Source organism: Desulfosarcina ovata subsp. ovata (genome assembly GCF_009689005.1).
Classification (GTDB): domain Bacteria; phylum Desulfobacterota; class Desulfobacteria; order Desulfobacterales; family Desulfosarcinaceae; genus Desulfosarcina; species Desulfosarcina ovata.
Map to the genome: position 1 here is coordinate 6,048,882 of NZ_AP021879.1, position 21,437 is coordinate 6,070,318.

The 21,437-nt window shown below is 59.3% G+C and carries 21 protein-coding genes; 12 read left to right on the forward strand and 9 right to left on the reverse strand.

The genetic code is table 11. From position 1 onward, the window contains the following. Positions 1–417: 417 nt before the first annotated feature. Positions 418–1,209 carry a hypothetical protein gene (locus tag GN112_RS26550; RefSeq protein WP_155312922.1) on the forward strand — a complete coding sequence of 264 codons (792 nt, stop codon included), beginning with the start codon at positions 418–420 and terminating at the stop codon, positions 1,207–1,209. A gap of 120 nt (positions 1,210–1,329) precedes the next feature. Here the strand turns inward: GN112_RS26550 and GN112_RS26555 are convergent, their stop codons facing one another. The 6 genes from GN112_RS26555 to GN112_RS26580 form a co-directional block, all read right to left on the reverse strand. Then, complete coding sequence (locus tag GN112_RS26555) at positions 1,330–1,758, reverse strand: response regulator (protein ID WP_155312923.1); 429 nt, start codon at positions 1,756–1,758, stop codon at positions 1,330–1,332. A 68-nt stretch (positions 1,759–1,826) separates the two neighbouring features. After that, complete coding sequence (locus GN112_RS26560) at positions 1,827–2,477, reverse strand: sensor histidine kinase (protein ID WP_155312924.1); 651 nt, start codon at positions 2,475–2,477, stop codon at positions 1,827–1,829. Then, positions 2,474–4,273 (reverse strand): ATP-binding protein, encoded by a 1,800-nt coding sequence (locus tag GN112_RS26565; protein WP_155312925.1) that lies wholly within the window; start codon positions 4,271–4,273, stop codon positions 2,474–2,476. The genes GN112_RS26560 and GN112_RS26565 overlap by 4 nt, the downstream gene beginning before the upstream one ends. Before the next feature lie 45 nt (positions 4,274–4,318). Beyond that, positions 4,319–5,536 carry a response regulator gene (locus GN112_RS26570; protein WP_155312926.1) on the reverse strand — a complete coding sequence of 406 codons (1,218 nt, stop codon included), beginning with the start codon at positions 5,534–5,536 and terminating at the stop codon, positions 4,319–4,321. A 2-nt stretch (positions 5,537–5,538) separates the two neighbouring features. Then, positions 5,539–7,725, reverse strand: a complete 2,187-nt coding sequence (locus GN112_RS26575; protein WP_197743414.1) for a SulP family inorganic anion transporter — start codon at positions 7,723–7,725, stop codon at positions 5,539–5,541. Further along, positions 7,722–8,318 carry a TetR/AcrR family transcriptional regulator gene (locus tag GN112_RS26580; RefSeq protein WP_155312927.1) on the reverse strand — a complete coding sequence of 199 codons (597 nt, stop codon included), beginning with the start codon at positions 8,316–8,318 and terminating at the stop codon, positions 7,722–7,724. Before GN112_RS26580 ends, GN112_RS26575 begins: the two co-directional genes overlap by 4 nt. Positions 8,319–8,515: 197 nt before the next feature. Here GN112_RS26580 and GN112_RS26585 point away from each other — a divergent pair, with 197 nt between their 5' ends. Then, positions 8,516–9,754 (forward strand): hypothetical protein, encoded by a 1,239-nt coding sequence (locus tag GN112_RS26585; protein ID WP_155312928.1) that lies wholly within the window; start codon positions 8,516–8,518, stop codon positions 9,752–9,754. 14 nt (positions 9,755–9,768) lie between these two features. On the opposite strand, the gene GN112_RS26590 is transcribed toward GN112_RS26585, so the two are convergent. Next, a complete protein-coding gene (locus GN112_RS26590; RefSeq protein WP_162459133.1) occupies positions 9,769–10,383 on the reverse strand; it encodes a response regulator in 615 nt (204 codons plus the stop codon). A gap of 550 nt (positions 10,384–10,933) precedes the next feature. Between GN112_RS26590 and trpE the strand changes: the two genes are divergently transcribed. From trpE to GN112_RS26640, 10 genes are read left to right on the forward strand one after another with little or no spacing between them, the layout of a single operon-like run. Further along, positions 10,934–12,442, forward strand: a complete 1,509-nt coding sequence (gene trpE, locus GN112_RS26595; RefSeq protein ID WP_155312930.1) for an anthranilate synthase component I — start codon at positions 10,934–10,936, stop codon at positions 12,440–12,442. Continuing rightward, positions 12,439–13,020: an anthranilate synthase component II gene (locus GN112_RS26600; RefSeq protein WP_155312931.1), complete on the forward strand. Its 582-nt coding sequence runs from the start codon at positions 12,439–12,441 to the stop codon at positions 13,018–13,020. The genes trpE and GN112_RS26600 overlap by 4 nt, the downstream gene beginning before the upstream one ends. An 18-nt stretch (positions 13,021–13,038) precedes the next feature. Continuing rightward, positions 13,039–14,055 carry an anthranilate phosphoribosyltransferase gene (gene trpD, locus GN112_RS26605; RefSeq protein ID WP_155312932.1) on the forward strand — a complete coding sequence of 339 codons (1,017 nt, stop codon included), beginning with the start codon at positions 13,039–13,041 and terminating at the stop codon, positions 14,053–14,055. An 11-nt stretch (positions 14,056–14,066) separates the two neighbouring features. Continuing rightward, complete coding sequence (gene trpC / locus GN112_RS26610; protein WP_155312933.1) at positions 14,067–14,879, forward strand: indole-3-glycerol phosphate synthase TrpC; 813 nt, start codon at positions 14,067–14,069, stop codon at positions 14,877–14,879. Further along, complete coding sequence (locus GN112_RS26615) at positions 14,876–15,586, forward strand: phosphoribosylanthranilate isomerase (protein WP_155312934.1); 711 nt, start codon at positions 14,876–14,878, stop codon at positions 15,584–15,586. The genes trpC and GN112_RS26615 overlap by 4 nt, the downstream gene beginning before the upstream one ends. Continuing rightward, the gene (locus GN112_RS26620; protein WP_231717146.1) at positions 15,579–15,830 is read left to right on the forward strand and encodes a YheU family protein; all 252 of its coding nucleotides are present in this window, start codon (positions 15,579–15,581) and stop codon (positions 15,828–15,830) included. Before GN112_RS26615 ends, GN112_RS26620 begins: the two co-directional genes overlap by 8 nt. Positions 15,831–15,865: 35 nt before the next feature. Then, positions 15,866–16,708 carry a deoxyribonuclease IV gene (nfo, locus tag GN112_RS26625; protein WP_155312935.1) on the forward strand — a complete coding sequence of 281 codons (843 nt, stop codon included), beginning with the start codon at positions 15,866–15,868 and terminating at the stop codon, positions 16,706–16,708. Further along, positions 16,705–17,628, forward strand: a complete 924-nt coding sequence (locus GN112_RS26630) for an AAA family ATPase (RefSeq protein ID WP_155312936.1) — start codon at positions 16,705–16,707, stop codon at positions 17,626–17,628. Before nfo ends, GN112_RS26630 begins: the two co-directional genes overlap by 4 nt. Continuing rightward, positions 17,625–18,569, forward strand: a complete 945-nt coding sequence (locus GN112_RS26635) for a DUF58 domain-containing protein (RefSeq protein ID WP_155312937.1) — start codon at positions 17,625–17,627, stop codon at positions 18,567–18,569. The genes GN112_RS26630 and GN112_RS26635 overlap by 4 nt, the downstream gene beginning before the upstream one ends. A gap of 3 nt (positions 18,570–18,572) precedes the next feature. Then, positions 18,573–20,525, forward strand: a complete 1,953-nt coding sequence (locus GN112_RS26640; RefSeq protein WP_155312938.1) for a transglutaminase TgpA family protein — start codon at positions 18,573–18,575, stop codon at positions 20,523–20,525. A gap of 8 nt (positions 20,526–20,533) precedes the next feature. Here the strand turns inward: GN112_RS26640 and GN112_RS26645 are convergent, their stop codons facing one another. Next, the gene (locus GN112_RS26645; protein WP_155312939.1) at positions 20,534–21,244 is read right to left on the reverse strand and encodes a hypothetical protein; all 711 of its coding nucleotides are present in this window, start codon (positions 21,242–21,244) and stop codon (positions 20,534–20,536) included. 3 nt (positions 21,245–21,247) lie between these two features. After that, positions 21,248–21,436, reverse strand: a complete 189-nt coding sequence (locus GN112_RS26650) for a hypothetical protein (protein WP_155312940.1) — start codon at positions 21,434–21,436, stop codon at positions 21,248–21,250. Between the last annotated feature and the right edge of the window lies 1 nt (position 21,437).

A 21,437-nucleotide genomic window follows, 5' to 3' on the forward strand; every position in this document is an offset into this window, starting at 1 on the left:
AGACTGTTTTCAACGTAAGTGAGATGGGGGCGGGCCGAACCGCTGACCGGAAGTTCAGCCCTGCACCTTTCATCCATTGCGAAACAGCCTTTCTCACCCTTTGCCACGATGGCAGCATAGGCCCGGTCCTTGGAAGACCGGCATGATGGCGTTCCCGGTGGATGGTTACTACGAAGAAAGGGCAGGACCTTCTGAGTGACAGATTATCTTCATATGAATATCTGCGGCAGATGTCAAATGCCAATTTAAAAGCGGCCCTTTTTTATAGAGTGTTTAAGATAATGTTTTTGGCAAGGCCTTAAGGGAGGAAGCTGTATCAGCCATACCGCTTTCGACCGATAACGTAGCCCAAAAACATTATCTTGAATGCTATAGCGGGTGAATGGGAACTCATCAACCGTAACAAGGAGCAGGACGATGTCCTACAAAGAAAATCTGTTAACCAAAATCGCCATCGATCGCCTGGTTCAATCCATTGCCAGCGCCATCGGTCCGGTGGAGAGCGGCAAGCGGATCGATAAAACGCAGTTGAAGCAGCTGATGACCTATTTTCCCTGGTCGCACCGGCAGGAACGTGACTTGGAATTGTATCTGGAGAACGACGGCACGGGAACGACCCGCATCCTGGTGCTCGACAACGATCTGACGATATACCGAACCACCGTCGACGATGTGGTATTGCGCAAAAGTCCCACGGTGAAAGAGATGGTCAGTATCCGCAATGCCATCAAAATCCTCAACGACAAGGATGTGGTGGTCAGTAAAAAAGAGACCTCTTTGCATACGATTCAGTCGATCTGCATCGACCGGCTGGATCTCTCCTATACTGTCGCCGATATCGAGGATATTTTCCGGCAGGGCGTGGCATCCCTTGAAAACGGATATGCTGAAGGGGTCGCGGAGAGCCTGATGCTCTTTGCCGAACTGCTGGGGTTGGAACCGGCCCCGCGTCGTTTTGCTTTGCGCCACCACGATCTGTACGGCAAAGTGGCAGAAAAACCCGGCGGGGAGGTCACCTTCGGTCCGTTGGTGATTTTCAGCCGGGTGAATCATACCCTGGCCTGTCTGGAAACGGCCTTGAGCAGCCGCGACAAGGGGCGCCTGGATGTCCTGAAAGCCGTTGCCGAGGGCGAAGCCGGGGCCGCTGCCACCGGGCCGGCGGTTTTCGATCTGATGAAAGCCAAGGTCCTGGCCGCGGACCCTCAATGATTCTGTTATGGCGGGCATCGTCAGAAGCCATGCTGCCGCTTCGGGAGGCGCCGTCCGGTCCGGCTCGGCGCCATCCGACGGCGGCAGCCCGCTGTCCGTTGCCTGGCGAGGTGGTGGGGACTACATGCCAAACTTGCGCAGGACCTCGATCACCTTTTCCTGGGTTTGCTTCTGGACGATGACGGCCTTTTTGCTGTGCGCCTTCTTGATTTTTTCCGACAAGGCATCCAGGTCTGCCGGCTTTTCCACAAAATCCATGGCGCCGGCTTTCATCGCCTCGACCCCTTTTTCGACCGTGGCATGGCCGGTGAGCAGGATAATCTGCATTTCCGGACGCTTTTCCTTGACCGCTTTCAATGCCTGGATGCCGTCCATTCCCGGCATCATGAAGTCCATGATCACCGCATCATAGGAATCCGTGGCGATCAGTTTCAGCGCTTCGCTGGCCGATGTGGAGGTGGTGACGTCCATATCTCGGGCGCGCATGCGTTCAGCCATGATTTCCAGAAATTCGGGTTCGTCATCAACCAATAAAACGCGTTCTTTCATTGTTCACTCCTTTCATGGGGTACGTCTGATTCGTTCCGGCCTCGATGCCGGGGGTAAATGAATATGGGTTACGGTAAAAGAAGATGGATTTCATTTTCGTCTTGCTGGACGGTGATCCGGGCCCCCAGCAGGCCGGCCACCAGGCGGGCCTGCGGGGAGGGAAAGTCTTCGCTACCGGGAAGGGCCTTGGGATCGATTCCGCCAAAGCGGATGCGGGCACCGCGATCGACCGGCTCGGCAACGATGCAGACGGTCTGATCCGCCGTGCAGGCCTTCAGGGCCTGGTGCAGACAGGCCCAAACCAGATGTTCCAGAAAAAATCGATTGGTCGAAACGGGAACGGGCACGGTCGGGACTTCGATCCGGGGGAGATGGCCCTGCAAGACGATCAGCCGGGCGGTCAGTTGGGGGATGAACGCCACCACGTCACGCAGATCGAGTTCCTCCCGGGGCAGATCCGCGCTGTGCGCAAAACGGTTCATGTCCTTGACGATGCGGTCGCCCCGGGCCACCTGGCGGGAGATCGACTCGGCGGCTCGGTTTAGCCGCTCCGGGGTTAGCGGGATCCCTTTTGCGTTCATGCGGACCAGATCTTGAAGCAGTCCGGCATTCTCATTGACAATGGCCAGCACATTTTTGATCTCGTGGGAAATGGATGCGGATATCTCGCCGAAAAAGCGCACGCCTTCCATGGCCAGGGCCTGGCGTTCATCTGTCATGTCCGATTCTCCTCCGTGAATGGGTCGGCCGCCGGGCGAGCGGATGGTTCAATGGCACAGGCGGCCGCCGATGGGGGCCGGGGCCGTTCCAGTGGCAGGGTGACCGTAAAACGGGTGCCCTCGTTCAGGCGGCTTTGCACCGTGATGTTTCCCCCCATCTCCGAAACCATGCCATAGGTGACCGAGAGTCCCAGGCCGGTTCCGCCGTGGCCCTGGCGGGTGGAGAAGAAAGGCTCGAAAATCCGCTTCTGATCGGCCTCGGCGATGCCGGGCCCGGTGTCGGTCACGGTAACCCGGATCTGTGACGGCTCCGGGCATCCGATGGCGATTTCCAGCCGGCCACCGCTTTCCATGGCGGCAAAAGCGTTGTTGATCAGGTTCAGAAAAATCTGTTGCAGATTGCCCCGATCGCCCTCAAACGGCGGTACGCTGCCCCTGACCGCAACATCGATGGCAATGCAGCGCCGCTCGGCATCTTTCTCCATGAAGGCGAGAATCTGGCGAATGATCGTTTCGATATCCACGGTTTCGATGGACGATTCCATGTGGCGGGAAAAATCCAGCAGACGGCGGGTAATGGCAGCGCAGCGATCAACCGACGCCATCACATGGTCTACCAGCCCCATCAGTTTTTCGTTGGCGCCCCAGGCCGGGTTGAGGGTGAACAGATCCTTGATCAGCCCGGTTTTCTGGTTGATGATGGCCAGGGGATTGTTGATTTCATGGGCCACCCCCGAGGCCAGCCGTCCGATGGAAGCCAGCTTGTTGGCATATTCCACCTGATGCAAGGCCTGCACCCGGCGCCGGTCTGCCGTGTGGAGGCGGTCGACCATCAATGTGGCGCCTCCCAGGATCGAACCCAGGATCAGTACGATGCTGAAGATCAGAAAGCCGATCAGACGCAGCCGCGGTCTGAGCCAGAGGTCCATGATGCCCGATTCCGGCCGTACCATGATCAACGCAAAAGGACTGCCCTGGATCGGGGCGAAACCAACCAGAATGGCCGTGCCCGCCGCATCCACCGTTCGCGTCACCTGGGTCCCGCCGTCGGCAGGAGGAAGGTTGAGGGGTACCTTTTCAAAACGTTTGCCGAAATGCCGGCTGGGGGTCTGCAGAATGCCCCGTCGGTTGACCAAAAAGGCGTCGTCACAGTCATCCTGGACCAGTTGACCCACGGGCGCATCCATCAGGTTGGCATCCAGGGTGGCCCGCAGGATAAAGAAGGTCCCATCGGCCAGATCATGCCGGATGGCCACCACGATGTGATGGTTATCCCCCTGTCTGTGCGTTACGTCACTGATGAAAAAGCCGTCGGCTACCGCCTGGCTGAAACAGTCGTCCGGATCGATGGCATCCTTTTCAGGTTTGTACGGACCGGCATACGTTTTTACGGCGCAGTCGGCATCCACCACGGCCAGATCCAGAAAACCGCCCATTCCGCTTTGCAGGTGGCCTAAGATTTCCGCCAGTCGGCGCGGATCGTTCAGGCGGTCCGGGGGATTGTCCCGGGCAACGAATTGCAGTGCCGCCCGACGCTGGGCGATGATAAAGGAGATACTGCGCCAGGTATTGGAAACCATTCGTGAAATTCCCATCCTGGCTTCGGATTCAAAGGCCTGTCGGGTGAGCCGGTAATCGACCAGCGCCATGACCAGAAGGGGGGTGAGGGTCACCACGGTGGTGAATCCGACAATCATCAGCCATCTGCGCCGAAAACTGAAATGACCCCTTCCCGGTCCGGCGGTAATGTCCTGGTAGTCCCAGAATCCAGGTTTGAAGCGAGACAGGTTCAGCATGATCGGTGCCTCCGGAGGGGAACGGGTGTGGCGGATTCTCCCGCATCAGGAAATGGTTTGGCGGATTTTTGCATGGGCCCTTTTCAATGTATCGCTGAGTTCTTCAATGTCCACCGGTTTTTGTATATAGGCGAAGGCGCCCAGTGCCATGCACTGTTGGCGATCGTTTTCCGAGCCATGGCCGGTGAGGACGATCACTTCGATTTCAGGCCGGGTGCGTTTGACCTGCCTGAGCACCTCCATGCCGTCGATACCGGGCATTTTCAAGTCGATAATCATTACCTCCGGCTCTTCCTCGTTGACGATGGAAAGGGCGGATTCACCGTCGTAGGCCACGGCTGAGCCCATGTCGCGCAATTCCAGCCGTTCGGACAGGGTTTGCACGAATTCACGTTCATCGTCCACCAGAAGCACCTTTGAGGGGATTTCGAAGCTGTGTTTGCGATAAATGTGCGCCTGGTGAAAATCCTTGCCCACCCGGGTGGTGACCGATGCAACGCCAGGGATTTTTTCGGCAATCGATTGCAGTTCTTCCTCCAGCCGGGCGAGCATCAGCACCTGTTTGTTGATGCTTAGAACAACGGCGCCCTTTTCGGCACTGACGGATACATCGTGGCCGGATCGACAGAGGGCCATTTCGACGGTGGCGGCCAGCAAAAAATCCTTTTCGGCCTGGATCGAGACCTCGGTTCGGCGCAGGGCATCTTTGAGAAGATTTTCCTCGATCAGGGCGCCGGCCTTGGCTGCATCCACCTGGCTCATGGGAATGACCATGTCGTAGAATTCAGAGTCCCACGGATCCTTGATTTCCCATAGGGTCTCGATCCAGGCGGCACTGTCCGCGTCGCGGACGTGAATCTGTTTCAGGATCTCTTTTTCATCCTGAAGCTGGGCCCTCATGGCCTGGGTGATGCGAAACGGTGTTTCGGCGATCAGGCAGACCCGCAGGACGTGGCTGATGGTCTGGGGCAGCAGCAGACCGGAAAAACCGCTCACCACGGCCGGTCCTCCGGACAATTCCGTTGCCAGTGCCAGGCGCAGACCGGCGATGGAGCATTCCTTTTCATGGGTGAACGGATTAAAGACCGATGCCTTGGCAGAAAAGGCACGCTGGATTTTATTTTCCGGTATCCCGGAAAGGTCAGCGGCGATGGCGATGACCCGCGAATCGTCGATCAGCGGGTACCCGGTACTGTCCATTACATTCCGGACCACAGCATCCGCATCGCAGAAAATTCCACTGAATAGGGTGATGACAGACATCCTTAAGCTCCTTTGGCTTCACTGTTGGACGACAGCATCCGTACCGAGGTCAACGGACAGTGCCGTTCACTGCCGCCCTTATGGGTCTTCGCATGAATGGCCCGAATGGCCTGCTTCATTGTCGGATAAATATGGTCTTCACCGATTTTGAAGAGCAGATGCGTGCGTCGGAGTACCTGCATGACCGGTTCATGAACGCTGCTAAACGAGATGTCTATGCCCGCACTTCTCACCCGGTCAACGATCAGGGAAAGGGCTTCCTGGCCCGAGGCATCCATGTCGGTGATCGATTCGGCGGCGATGATAATATGTTTGAGCTGCGTTTTGTTTTTGCGCCTGAGGCGGATCTGATCCTCCAGGTAGCTGGCGTTGGCGTAGAAGAGCGGTCCGTCGAAACGAACCGCATCGATGTAGCGGCACTCCCTGAGACCGTGGGTGACGGCGTCGTGGAGGGCCTTGTCCAGACCCAGGGAGAGGTCCACCACATTGGGGCGCATATTGCGGTAGAGAAAAACGATCAAGGAGAGTCCCACACCCACCATGATGCCGCGATCCAGGTGCGGAGCGAACGCCAGGGTGCCGCCAAAGGTGATAATGGAGATGGCACCGTCATACCATTGGGCACGCCAGGCCTGGATAAATCCCCGGACGTTGATCAGACCGGCCACGGCCAGCATGATGATGGCGGCCAATACGCTCTGGGGCAGATGATAGAGCAGGGGGGTGAAGAAAAACAGGGTCGCCACGACCGTCAAGCTGGCGAAGACGCTGGAAAAACCGGAACCGGCACCGGCCTGGAGGTTGACCGCCGAACGCGAGAAAGAGCCTGCCACCGGGTAGCTCTGGGTGGTGGCGCCGACCATGTTGGCCAGGCCTTGCCCGATGAGTTCCTGGTTGGGATCGATGCGCTGGCCGGTTTTGGCCGCCATGGCCTTGGCGATGGAGATGGCTTCCATGAATCCCAAGAGTGCAATGATCACCGCAGAAGGGGCCAGGGTGATTGCCGCGTGGCTGTCGATCCGGGGGATCGACACGGCCGGGAGACCTCCGGGGATACCCCCCACCACATCGCCACCGCAGGAAAATGTCAGGCCGGATGCGGCCAGAGGGCCATTTCCGACCTTCAGACGCCAGGTGCCACCGATTCCGACCGTGTCCGGCAGACGGGAACCGCGGATGTATAAACGGGTATCGCCGGCGGGGGTGCGGCCGGCGTCGAAAAGCAGACGACGAATCCGGTGGCGGTAGTCGGCGGCCACGGTTGTTTTCAGGTCCATCTGGTGGGCCAGAATCGAAAGATCCCGCTGGGCGTTGATCACGATGAGGTGATGACCGGCCAGTTTGGCCTCCTTGATGGTGGCGTTGATGGCCGTGCGTTGATCGGCCATGTGGTGGAGTTGCATGGCTTCGGCATTATAATGCACGATCAGGCTGCGAATGTCGTGATCAACCACCGCCTCCAGCGGCAGGATGACTTTCTGCTCAAAACCGGTGGCCCAACTGATCAGCGTCGTGGCGGCTACCGCTACCAGTACATTGGGGAGCCTGAGGGGTATTTTTTTCAAAACGACCATTACCGTGAAGGCGAAAACCGCCATCATCAGCGTGGGCCAATGGATATAATGCATGGCGGCCCGAATGACCTGGATGACCGTCTGGTAGTGGTGCTCACTGGCGTCAACGGTCACGCCGAACAATTTGGCCAATTGCCCGGTGGCGATGATGATGGCGGCGGCATTGGTGAATCCATTGACCACCGGATGGGAAAGAAAATTGACCACCAAACCCAGGCGGAACAGCCCCAGTGTGAACTGGAAAAGCCCCACCATCAGGGCCAGCAGAACGGCGTAGCCGATGTAAGCCGAACTGCCGGTGGTGGCCAGTGGTTGCAGTGCCACGGCGGCCATCAGGGAAACCACGGCGACCGGCCCGGTGGCCAGCTGGTGGCTGGAACCGAACAGGGCGGCAATGGCCGGAGGCAAAAATGCAGCGTAAAGGCCATAGTAGGCGGGCAGGCCGGCCAACTGAGCATAGGCCATGGATTGGGGAACCAGAACCAACGCAACGGTCAGGCCGGCGGACAGGTCACGTTTTAAATCCGCGACCGAATAACCGGACAGCCCGTCGAAAAAGGGCAGCATGGCACTTAAGCGCTGGCGGTGATCGGTGGACTCGGGGTGCCGATTCATCGACTCAACAATCTTCCGCCCAGCAACCGGTGGCAGGCGGCCATCAGGCACTGATAAAGGGCACCTGCATCGTACACCCGGTAGGTGTTCAGGCGAACGATACCATCCACCATGGCAAAAAGGACCATGGCGGTTTTACGCGGATCGTCGACATTTACCGAGCCGTCCCGGACACCTTTTTGGATGCCTTCTTCAAAAATGTCCAGCAGGCAGGTGTAAATGGATGCCAGATGATCCCGGCACACCGGGCTGGTTTCGGCCATCTGATACGGGAAATGGCGGTGCAGGATCAGAAATTGGTCCTCCATGGTGCCGGCCAGGTGCAGGTAAAAGGTTACCACATCGGCCACGATGGCTATTCCGCTCTCCTCTGGCAGGGTCTGCTGACGGTGGTGTTCGAACTGCTCCAGAAGGTTTACTTTGACATCCTTCAATACCTGCAGAAACAGGTCTTCTTTGTTTCTGAAGTGGTGAAAGATGGTTCCCGTGGCGGCACCGGTCAGGGTCGAGAGCTCGGACACAGCGGTTCCCTGGAACCCGTTTTGGGAAAAAAGACGCGTGGCCGCCGCAAGGATTGCATTTCTTTTGGACATATGTTACCTGTTTAAAAAGACCAACCGAATGATCGGTCGGTTTTTTTATTAAAGTGTTTGGGATGACTTGTCAATAATAAACCCATGCAGAATTTTTAGGCTGGATTGGGCTGCCGAACGTCTGTTTTTGCCCTTGGCGTCGTCGCGACCGCTGGCCCCCGATGTTCAAATCCCATCGTATCAAGGAGTCATTTTCGATGTCCCATTCCGTTCCCGAAAAGGCTGAGCTGCTGGAACAGCTCAGGCAGGGCGGATTTGCCGTGCCCGATTTTATCTACGTGCCACCGGAGCATTTCGAGACCGAAACGTTCGACGCTCTCGAAGCCTTCCTGGAGAAGCACCGCGAAAGTTTCAAGGTAATAGCACGCAGTGCTCATCCCGAAGAGCGCCGTTTCAAGGGCGGGACCTTCGACTCATTGGAGACGTATGCCGATGTTGGGGGGATTCGGTATGCACGCAACAAGATGATCAAGCTGGCCGGCACCAGCAAGCGGCTGAGCATTCTCCGCCAGCAGCGCTTTGACCATGCCCCCGAACTGGACCTTGAGCAGATGGGGGTGATCGTCATGCCCTTTATCGACGGGTCCAGCGTGATGGCCAAAATGATTTGCGGCCACTGGGAATTCGGCTATTGCCGGGACCGCATTCACAAGGTTCAGAGCGAACCGTACATCACCCGCACTCCCCATGACCGGCGGCTGGTCCAGCTTTCCAAGGACATCCAGGCCCATCTGGGATTCCGGTGTGAGATCGAGTACATCATTTCCGCCGATGGCGGCATTCATGTGGTCCAGGCCAAGGATATTTCCAATATCGATATCCTTGAAGAGAAGGAAAACCACCATACTATCGCCCTGGACGGCGTCCGTCGGATCCGGAAACGGCGCAACTACCGGGAACGGCCGTTGTATGTGATGGACAATCGCGCCTTTTACATTGATCTCATCTCCTTGTGCGAAGAAGTCCTGGCCGACCGGCACGACGGTGACGGGGTGGATATCTCCCCCATGCTTGCCTGCATCGACAGCTACGAAGCCGGGATGGAGGATTTTGCCCTGCGCCATCATCGCTACGCCGTACTGGGTCTGGCCATCCAGGATACGGTCGAGTTGTTTCAGATTGCCAATCATTACCTGGACGACATCCCTGAGCAGCAGGCGGCACTTTCCAAGGCGCTGTACAACAACCTTTATATGATCGATATCTTTCTCTCCGAGGCGGACACCCTGATCGCCAAGGACAAGTTCCGTATCAACCTGTGCAGCCATGATGCTTACGGCATCGATACCGTGCGCAACCCCATGTGGACCGTTTACTGGCATGTGGATCGGCACGACGAGGTGGTTCGTGAATTCGGGCAGGTGGGGTTCAGAACCGGTGATACGGTAGGGATCCACATCAATGCGGATGAGAAGCCCACCGTGCACCGCCTGTAGTGTCCTTCAAACGGTCAACCTTTCTTTTTATACAGCTCGGGATAGAGCCGCTGGGCGCATTCCGGACAGATGCCATGGGTGAAGTCGGCATTGGAGTGGGTGGCGATGTACTCTTCGATCTGCTGCCAGCAGCCGGCGTCATCGTTGCGGATGCGTTTGCAGGAGGCGCAAATCGGCAGCAGACCGCTTAAGGTTTTGACCTCCTGCAGGGCCTTTTGCAGTTGGGCGATCAGGGCTTCGCGTTCCTTGGCCGCCCGGTGCTTGATTACGGCGATTTCGATGGTGGAGCGCAGTTCATTGGTGTCGTAAGGCTTGATGATATAGCCGTAGGGGTTGGTTTTAACGGCGCTTTCAAATATTTGCTGATCGGCCAGGCAGGTCATGAAAATAATCGGGACATCCGATCGCTCGGCAATTTTATTGGCCGCGTCAATTCCGGTCATGTCCCCCTGCAGCAGAATATCCATGGTTACCAGATCCGGGTGGTGTCGGAAAACGCCGCTGATCGCCGCCAGTCCGGATACGGCAGTCCCGCAGACCTCGTAGCCCAGACTTTCCAGTCGGGCGGTCAGCACCATGGATACATTGGGATCATCTTCAACCACCAGAATTTTTATGGGTTGATCCATGGACGCCTCCCCTAACCGGTGAGAAGTCGGTTGGTCCTTTTTTGCACTTGAAGTTACCATTTGTGCACATATAGCCATTCTTACGGGCATCCTCTGCAATTGAAAATATAACCGTTTTTCTTTTGAGCAACCGTTTCGGCGCATAAAACGGAGCGCGCCCCGCCGTGGGAAATCCGTTCACGGTTTTTGCTGTTTTCACAATGCAAGCATCTTGCCATAAATGTACATTTTTAAGCTTGTTAGGGCAATATGTTTCTATGGATAGGAACAAATAATTCTTGACACACTTTCAAAAAATCCCTAAACATAGCCCACAACCAACAGCATGAGGAATTAGATGCAGTACCGTACAAAACCGCACATGGAATACCGGCGTCCGCCCCAATCATGGCGGTGGCGCAACTGGTGCCGTTTTTCTGTCTGCCGGATCTGATTCGTATGCGTTGAAACAAACGAAAAATCGCGGACAGACCGGTCAATGTCCGCGACAGTGCTCACGGGGTCGTGGAAATCACACGGCCCTTTTTTTGTGAATAAGAGGGGTATTGCAATGAAGCTGAACGCGTTTCCCAATCGGGAGCAGTTTGCTCGTCTGGCCGAGGCCAGCAATGTGATTCCGGTTTGCCGGGAGATTCTGGCGGACATGGAAACACCGGTATCGCTGCTCAAGAAATGTTATGACGATCGTGGCCAGGGGCCGCGAAAGCCGATTTTTTTACTGGAGAGTGTGGAGGGCGGTGAAAAATGGGGACGCTACAGTTTTCTGGGCACATCGGCGCGGGCCCACGTCAAGGTATTTGCCGACTGCGTCACCATCGGTGGCAATGGCGGAGAAGAGAAAATTTTCCACAATGGCGACCCCTTGGAGGCGCTGAAGACGTTCATGCAGCGTTTCCGGCCCGCCGAAATGCCCGATCTGCCGCGCTTCTGGGGCGGGCTGGTGGGATATCTGAGCTATGAAATGGTCTCTTTTTTCGAACGTATCCCCAACCGGTTGCCGGCGGACACGCCCCTGGCCCATTTCATCGTTTGCGACGAACTGCTCATTTTTGACAACATCCGCAACAGCCTGATCTGTGTGGCCATCGCTTTTACCGAAGATGACACCGAACCGGACTCGGCATTTGATGCGGCCATGGCCCGCCTGGACGCCATGCAGCAGCGGATGATGGCGCCGATCACCGATAACGGGGTGCCTGACCCGGACAATCCGCTGACCATAGAGCCGGTGCTGGCGCCGGAAACTTTCAAATCCCAGGTGGCCACGACCAAGGCGTACATCCAAAAAGGGGATATCATCCAGGCCGTGATCTCCCAGCCGTTTCAGTGCAAGGCGCCGGAAGATGTGATTTCGGTCTACCGTTCCCAGCGCTACGTCAACCCGTCCCCCTATCTCTTTTTCTTTCATTTCGAAGAGATGGCCCTGGTGGGATCGTCACCGGAAACCATGGTGCGCATGGAAAACCGTGTGGCCACCCTTAGGCCCATTGCCGGCACGCGCCCGCGGGGGGACAGCGAACAGGCCGACCGTGCCCTGGCGGCGGAGTTGCTGGCCGACGAGAAGGAGCGCGCCGAACATCTGATGCTCGTGGATCTGGGACGAAACGACCTGGGCCGGGTGGCCCGTACCGGTACGGTGCAGGTGACCGATCTGATGGTGGTGGAACGCTATTCCCATGTGATGCATCTGGTTTCCAATATCAACTGCGACCTCGAGGATGAATACGACGCCTGGGATCTGCTGCGCGCCTCCTTCCCGGCCGGAACCCTGTCCGGGGCACCCAAGGTGCGCGCCATGGAGATCATCGACGAGCTGGAACAGCGTCCGCGGGGACCTTATGGCGGGGCTGTCGGATATGTCTCTTTCAGTGGCAACATGGATCTGGCGATCACCATCCGCACCGCCTGTATCGAAAACGGGACGCTGACCGTCCGGGCCGGTGCGGGCATCGTGGCGGATTCGGATCCGGAAACCGAGCGCATCGAAACCATCAACAAGGCCATGGCCATTCAACGGGCCCTGGAGCTGACCCGCCAGGGGGGAGTGACCACACCATGATACTGATGATCGACAACTATGATTCTTTCACTTATAACCTGGTACAGTACCTCAAACAGATCGGCGAAGGGGTGGTGGTCAAGCGCAACGACACCATCGGCGTGGACGAGATTGCCGCCATGGCCCCCCAGGCCATTGTCATCTCACCGGGACCGGGCCGCCCGGAATCGGCCGGTGTCAGCCTGGATGCGATCGTGCGTTTTTCCGGCACGATTCCCATCCTGGGCGTCTGTCTGGGACATCAGTCCATCGCCCATGCCTTTGGCGGCAAGGTGATTTCCGCCATGCGCCTGATGCATGGCAAGACGTCCATGGTCACCGGCGACGGACAGGGGATTTTCAGAGGCATCAAAACGCCATTCCAGGCCATGCGCTACCATAGCCTGGCCGTTGAAAAAGTGAGTCTGCCCGACTGCCTCACGGTGAGTGCCACGGCCGACGATGGTGAAATTATGGGGTTGCGGCACCGCGAGCATCTGACCGAAGGGATCCAGTTTCACCCGGAATCGATCATGACCCCGCTGGGCAAGCGGCTGCTGCGCAACTTTCTGAAAATGATTCCCGCTTCCAACAATTGAGTAAAGGAGATCTCGACCATGTTCAAAGAAAATCTGGCGACCATTATCAGTCGCACCGATTTGAGCGAAGCCCAGATGGCGGAGATGATGACCGAAATTTTCGACGGCAAGACCACCGATGCCCAAGTTGGCGCTATGATGGGGGCTCTGGCCACCAAGGGCGAGACTTTCGAAGAGCTTGCCGGCGCGGCGCGGGCCATGCGCAAGAAGGCCCACCGCATCCAGGTGGCCACCTCGCCGGTGGTGGACACCTGCGGTACCGGCGGTGACGGCCTCAAGACCTTCAATATCTCTACGACCACGGCTTTTGTGGTGGCCGGTTGCGGGGTCACCGTGGCCAAGCACGGCAACCGAAGTGTCTCATCCAAGTGTGGCAGTGCCGATGTATTGGAGCAACTGGGGGTGAAGCTGGACACCGACCCGGAGGTGGTTGAAGAGGCGGTCCAGGCCATCGGTATCGGATTCCTGTTTGCCCCGCTTTACCACAGCGCCATGCGGTTCGCCGCCAAGGCACGCAGCGAAGTGGGGCTGCGCAGCATCTTCAACATGCTCGGGCCGCTGACCAATCCGGCCGGGGCCAATTGCCAGCTTTTGGGCGTGTTTGCCCCTCAGCTTACCGAGATGTTCGCCGAGGCCCTGCGGCTGCTCGGTGCCAGAAGTGCCTTCGTGGTCCACGGCCACGATGGCCTGGACGAAATTTCCGTATGTGCGCCCACCCGCGTCTCGCAGCTTGAAAACGACATGATCCGGACTTTTGATATCTATCCCGAGCAGTACTTCGGCCAGTTGGCCGATTCGTCGTCGATGACCGGCGGGGATCCTGCGGAGAACGCGATGATCACCCGCCGCATTCTCGAAGGGGAGAAGGGCCCCAAACGGGACGTGGTGCTGCTCAATTCGGCGGCCGCTCTGGTGGCCTGCCAGAAGGCTGTCGATCTTCCGGCCGGGATTGCTACGGCCGCTGAGTCCATCGACAGCGGTGCGGCCAGACAGAAACTGGAAGCCCTGGTGGCCTATACCCGGGATAATGGATAGGATGGACGGTGATGCCGAGCGATTTTCTGAACACGATTATTGAACAGAAACGGGAGGATATCTCCCGGGCGAGCAAACGGGTCTCCGAGGCGCAGTTGATGGAACAGGCCCGGCAGCGATCCGATTTCCGGCCGTTCGCCGATCGGCTCAGCCGGCCGGGGCCGGGCGGGGCGAACATCATCGCCGAAATCAAGCGCGCCTCTCCATCCAAAGGGGATATCTGTCCGGATCTGGATGCCGCACCCACGGCAGCCCGGTACAAGGCCGGGGGGGCTGCGGCGATTTCCGTACTCACCGATACAACCTTTTTCAAAGGCTGCCTCGACGATCTCACGGCAGCCCGGGCGGCCTGCGGCCTGCCGGTCTTGCGCAAGGAGTTTATCATCAGCCGTTATCAGGTGGTCGAGGCGGCGGCGGCTGGTGCCGATGCGATTTTGCTGATCTCCCGGATTCTGAATGCGGACAAACTGGATCAGCTCTACCGCCTGTGCCGCGAGTTGGGTATGGATGCCCTGGTGGAGATCCATACGCCGGCCGATGCCGAAGTGGTGGCGGGGATGGATGTTCGTTTGGTGGGTATCAACAACCGCAATCTGAGTACCTTTGAGACCGACCTGGCCGTGGCCGTGGAACTGGTTGCCCGGCTGGCACCCCACCAGGTACCCGTGGCCGCTTCCGGAATCGCCAGCGCCGGCGATGTGCGGCGCAACCTGTCGGCGGGGATATTCAACTTCCTGGTGGGCGAGAGCATCGTACGCGCGGCCGATCCGGCCGGATTTATCCGCGGGCTGGTGAACGCCGGTCAGGCCGGAGACAACCCATGACCCCGACACCGACCCGATTCCGCTTTCCCCAGGTGAAAATCTGCGGGCTGACCCGTCCGGACGAGGCGGCCCGTTGCGCCGCACTGGGTGCCGATGCCATCGGTCTGGTCTTTTTCCCCAAAAGCCCCCGCAACGTCAGCGTGGAACAGGCCCGGGCCGTGGTGGCGGCCCTGCCCGACCGCGTTGCCGCTGTTGGCGTCTTCGTGGACGCCGATTTTGGATTTATCATGTCCCGGGTCGAGGGGTGCGGCCTTTCCATGGCCCAGTTGCACGGCCGGGAAACCCCGGCCCTGGTGGATCGGCTCACCATTGAAGGGGTGGGGGTGATCAAGGGCCTTTTCATCGACGGCCAGCCGGGATTGGATGCGGCCGATGGGTTCGCTGCCCATGGTTTTCTGGTGGAGTGTGCCAAGGGTCCCCTTCCCGGGGGGAACGCCATGGCCTGGGACTGGGGCGCGGCCAGGGATTTCGGCCAGCACCATCCCCTGGTACTGGCCGGTGGCCTGACGCCGGAAAATGTAGCCGCGGCCATTGCGGCTGCCCGGCCGGCGGCGATTGATGTCAGCTCCGGCGTGGAGGCGACGCCAGGACGCAAGGATGCGGACAAGGTGGCGCGGCTGCTGCAGGCCGTGAATAAGGTTGGTTATCAGGCATCGGCTTCTTTCCCGCCGGTGTTTCGCCCGCGAGGAGGGCGCTGCGATGGATGAACCGGAAGCGATGCTGGTGATTCCTCACCGGCAGCTCAGCCCGGACGCCCTTACCGGCCTGATCGAGGAGTTTGTTACCCGTGACGGTACGGATTCGGGTTACACCCGGGGTTCGCTGGACGAGAGCGTAGCCATGGTGCGTCGCCAGTTGGACGTCGGCCAGGCCGTAATCGTTTTTGACAACCGGACCCAAACCTGCAATATCGTTCCTGCCGAGACAATCAAAACCACAAACCAATCCTGATTAACGCCCCATCCGAATCGACCGAGGATTTTTGTATGAAATATATCGGCGCCCATGTCAGTGCCGCCGGCGGCGTGGAAAACGCGCCCCTGAACGCCAGGGCCATCGGAGCCACGGCCTTTGCCCTGTTTACCAAAAACCAGCGCCAGTGGAAGGCGAAACCGCTCACCGAGGCGTCGATCCGCAAATTCAAGGCCAACTGCGCGGATGCCGGTTATACGCCGGATCAGATCCTGCCCCATGACAGCTACCTGATCAACCTGGGGCATCCGGAACCGGCCGGACTGGAGAAGTCCCGCACCGCCTTCATTGATGAAATGCAGCGCTGCCAGCAGTTGGGACTCAAGTACCTCAATTTTCACCCGGGCAGCCACCTGAACAAAATCAGCCAGACCGACTGCCTGGCCCGCATCGCCGAATCCATTAATCTGGCCCTGGCGGAGACCCGGGGCGTAACCGCCGTGATCGAGAACACCGCCGGCCAGGGGTCCAACCTGGGCCACCGCTTCGAACACCTGGCGGCCATCATCGACGGGGTGGACGACCAAACACGGGTCGGCGTCTGCCTGGATACCTGCCACACCTTCTCCGCCGGTTATGACCTGGTCACTCCCGAGGGCTATGAAGCCACCCTGGCGCGGTTCGATGCAGTGGTGGGATTTGCCTTTCTGCGGGGGATGCATCTCAACGATGACAAGAAGTCCATGGGCAGCCGGATCGACCGTCATGCCAGCCTGGGGGAGGGAACCCTGGGACTGGCGGCCTTCCGTATGATCATGACCGATGCCCGTTTTGATCGGATTCCGTTGATTCTGGAGACGCCGGACGACAGCCGCTGGGCCGCTGAGATCCAAATGCTCAAGGAGATGCAAAAATGACCATCCAACCCCAATTTCAAGCCATTGTCGATCAGATCGGGCAGGTGGTGCTGGGGAAAAACGATCAGATCCGAATGGCGCTGACCTGCCTTCTGGCAAAGGGCCACCTGCTCATCGAGGATATTCCCGGCATCGGTAAAACCACCCTGGCCAAGGTCCTTTCGCGCAGCATGGGCCTGGAGTTCCGGCGGGTGCAGTTTACCAGCGACATGCTGCCGGGCGATATTCTGGGCAGTTCGATTTTCGACCAGAATACGGCTGCCTTTGTTTTTCATCCCGGGCCGATATTCACCCAGGTGCTTCTGGCCGATGAGATCAACCGGGCCACGCCCAAAACCCAGAGTGCGTTGTTGGAAGCCATGGAGGAACGCCAAGTTACCAGCGATGGGAAAACCCGACGGCTGGCGGCGCCCTTTTTCGTGATCGCCACCCAGAATCCACTGGAGCTGTCCGGCACCTTTCCGCTGCCCGAGTCCCAGCTGGACCGTTTTCTCATGCGCATCGAACTGGGTTATCCGGACCGTGAGGCGGAGCGGCTGCTGCTGGGGGGCGACCGGCCGCCGCACCAGGCGGTTGAGACCCTGGAGCAGTGCCTGAGTCCCGAGAACGTCCTTGAATTGCAGGAGCAAGTGGCGGCCGTGCATGTGGCCGATGCGGTGGTGAGCTACCTTCAGGATCTGTTGGAATTCAGCCGCGGCAGCCGCTATTTTCACATGGGATTGTCACCGCGGGCGGGGCTGGCGCTCCTGCACGCCGCCCGCTCCTGGGCCTTTATCAGCGGTCGGGATTACGTTCTGCCGGAGGACCTGCAGGCGGTGATCAATCCTGTGGTGGGGCACCGCCTGCGTTCCCGTGACGATTTAAGCGAGATTCCGGCCCAGCAATTGACATCGTTTTTCAAGGAGGTGGCCGTCCCGTGAAGGCCGTAGTGGCGCGGACGTTTTACTGGCTTGTGGGCGGAAACACCACCGTTCCCGTCACCTTGGGCCTGCGCAACATCTACATTCTGCCCACCGGTTATGGTTTGCTCTACCTGATCGGGCTCGGGGCCATGCTGATCGGGTCGATCAACTACAACAACAACCTGGGTTTTCTGCTGACTTTCCTTCTGGGTAGTCTGGGCATGACGGCCATGCTGACCACCTATGGCATGCTTTACGGCCTCGACCTGGTATCGGCAGCGGCCCGGCCGGTGTTTGCCGGTGAACCGATGGCCGTCGACATTCGCCTGGCGGGTATCGCCCGTCCGCGTTTTGGGATTCGATGGTACATCGACCGCGAGAATCGGACCGAGGTGGACCTTGCCGCCGGTGAAATGCTGCGGGTCCGTGTTTACGCCCGGACAACGCACCGGGGCCGTTTCAGGCCGGGCCGGCTGCGGATTGCCGTCGTTTATCCCCTGGGGCTGTTTCAGGCCTGGGCGCGCATCGATCCGAATGTGGCGGGTCTGGTCTATCCCCGCCCTCTGGCCGGTGCGCTGCCACTGGCCCATGATCAAACGGGAAGCGGCCAAGGGCCGACGCTCGGGCCAGCCGGCGTTGACGATTTCCAGGGCCTCAGCACCTACCAGCCCGGTGATCCGCCCCAGCGAATCCACTGGCAGGCCTACTCCCGTGGCCGCGGGCTGCACACCAAAACCTTTGCCGACCCGGTGGGCCAGGCCCTGATGCTGGATCTGGCCCGTATCCGTGGCGATGATACGGAGAAGAAACTCTCGATCCTCGCTTTCCAGGTGCTGCGGGCGCATCACCACCGGCGTCCCTTCGGTATGATTCTGGGCGAGCGGACGATTCCGGTGGGCAGCGGCCGGGCCCACCGCCAGCGCTGCCTGCGGATGCTGGCCCTCTACGGGAGCTCCTAACCCATGTTGCGACAGCCGATCCGTGCATTGATTGTTGCCCTGGCCGCCGCCGCCGCCCCGTTGGTCTTCGAACTGCCGTGGTGGGCCGTGGGATGGTGTTTGGCGTGCTGGGGGTATTGCCTGGCCGGTGATCGCCACGGATGGTCCGCCCCGCCCCGCTGGATTCGAATGGGAATTTTTGTGACCGGGAGCGTGGCCGTTCTGGTCTCGGCCGGCCTGCGTTTCGATGGAAGGGACTTCATTACCCTGCTGGCGGTCATGGCGGGGATGAAGCCGCTGGAAATCCGCAACCGGCGGGACAGCATGGTGACCGTCTTCCTGGCCTATTTTCTGGTGATTACCAGCCTGTTCGTTTTCGAAAACCTTTCCATGACGGTTTACCTGTTTCTGTCGGTCTGGATCACCACCGCTGTGCTGATTCAGGTCAACCATCCCAAGGGGCGCCTGGGGGCACAGCTGCGTCTGGCCGGGCGTCTGGTGGTTGTGGCCATCCCGCTCACGGTACTGCTCTTTTTCCTTTTTCCACGGCTGTCCGGCAGTTATTGGGGATCGCCATGGACCCGGCAGGGGCGCTCGGGATTCACCGGCACCATCCGCATCGGAGATGTCTCGCGGCTGGCTCTGGTGGACGCACCGGCCTTTTCGGTGTTTTTCGATGGCGCACCGCCCCCACCGGATCAGCGCTACTGGCGGGGGATCGTTTTCCAGCGCCTGGCCGGTCGGACCTGGTACCCCGAGCCTCGCCCGCACCGTCGACACCGAAGCATCGCCGGCGAAACCCAAACGGGCTACACCGTGGTCCTTGAACCCACCGGCCAGCGGCATCTCTTTGTTCTGGATCTGCCGCTGGTGGCCGACCCGGTGGGGTCGATCATGGATGATCATACCCTGCTGGCCCGTCGGTCCGTACGGCAGCGGTTACGCTACCATGCCGTCTCCGTGCTGGACTACCGGCAGTCGGCGGACGGGCCACCCGGCGAGCGTTACCGCCAACTGCCCGGCGGGCAGAACCCACGTTCCACCCAATTGGGCCGTCGCTGGGCAAAAAACTTGGGATCGCCGGCGGCTGTCGTGGCCGCGGGCATGGATTTTTTCCGGGAATCGGGATTTGCCTATTCCCTGCAGCCGGGGCCACTGGGCGCGGAAGCAGTCGACGATTTTCTTTTTTCCGTCCGCAAGGGATTTTGCGAGCATTATGCCTCGGCGTTTACCGTGCTCATGCGGGCCGCCGGTATCCCCACCCGTATGGTGGGCGGCTACCAGGGCGGGCGCTGGAATGCCCTGGGCGGATTTCTCAGCGTGCGCCAGTCCCATGCCCACGTCTGGTGCGAAGTGTGGCTGAACGGGCAGGGCTGGACCCGTGTTGATCCGACCCAGGCCGTGGCACCGGAGCGCATTGACGGCCAAATGGCCGGAGACAAGCTGACCGGGGGGGAGGGGCGTGGGATGGCCGCGCTGCGTCGGTGGCATCAAACCGTACAACAGACTTGGGAAACCCTCAACATGCGCTGGAACATATGGTTCATGGGGTTTTCCGCCGAGGATCAGGTGGCGCTGTTAAAACGGATGGGTATTTATGTGGCCGGCCGGACGCACTGGTTTGTATTTATGGCCCTGCCCGTTCTGTTCATCGGCCTCTTCCTGCTGGTTGGCCGCCTCCGCCCTCCACCCGCAAGATCGCCTGACGATGCAGCCGTGAAGATCTATGGCCGGTTTCTGGGCAAGATGCACCGGATCGGTTTTCCTCGCCCTTCCCACCTTGGGCCGCAGTCGTATTCCGATTTCGTGGTCCGGCGGCATCCGGCTCTGAAAGCGCAGGTGGATGCCATCACGCAAACCTACATCGCCCTTCGTTACCGCCCCCATGCCGGGCCGGCGACACTGCAGAATTTCGGCCGGCAGGTTCGCCGGTTCAAGCCGTTGCCACCTGCGGCAAAAGAAGACCCTGGAACATAAACCGTTCCTTATCGGCATCCGGCGGTGCGCAGGGCCACTCCCAGATGAAAAACCAGCTGATCGTATTTTTCGGCGAATTGGTCCCAGCCCGGTCGTGTTTCCGGGTCGGCGGTCATTACCGCCAGCACGCGGTTAAGGGCGCGGTTGAGCCGGTTGCAGACCGGCAGCCGGGTGCCGGTGCTGATGGCGCCCAGGTCGGGTTCCGCCTGCCGGAGACGCAGGCTGGCCAAATAGTAGATGGCCGCCACGCTTTCCGGTTCCAGCCGGTACAGCGTTTTGGCGGCCTGGCCAAGCTGCTCAAGGGTACGGCCGGCAGCCTCGCCCGACTGCAGGGGATGAAGCTTTTCCAGGGCTTCGCAGAGCTGCTGCTGATAGTAAACCTGATCGGCGGGAGACTTCCATGTGGGATGCAGGGTGAGACCTTGGTGGAGCTGCCTGGCGGCACAGGCATATTGGGTGGCCGGTGCGGGAGCGGTCGGGGCCAGTTGCAGGCAGGCCACGCCCTTGAACAGATGCTGTCTGGCGCAATGGGTTGATGACCCGTTGCAGTCCACCGTCTGGCCGGCCAGCCAGACGGCGTCGCCATCGGCCCAGTGCTTTTCGAAACGGCTTGACTGCAGAGGCGTACAGGCGGCCAGCGCCAGAACCAGAAAACCGATAACGACCACGCGCCACCATACGGCCCGCAGCTGCCGGGTGGCCTGGCACCGGCCCATCATTGCCTACAACCGTGGTTTGCGGCGCCGTTCCCGGTGAATGGAAAACAGTTTCTCGCTGATGGCATCGAAAATAAACTCACTGGGCAAAATGCCTTTGGACCGGCAGTACTCTTCGACACGGTCGTACAAGGCCTTGGGGATTTCCGTGCAGATGCACGCATTGGTTTCAGGATCAGAAGGTTTCTCGCTCATC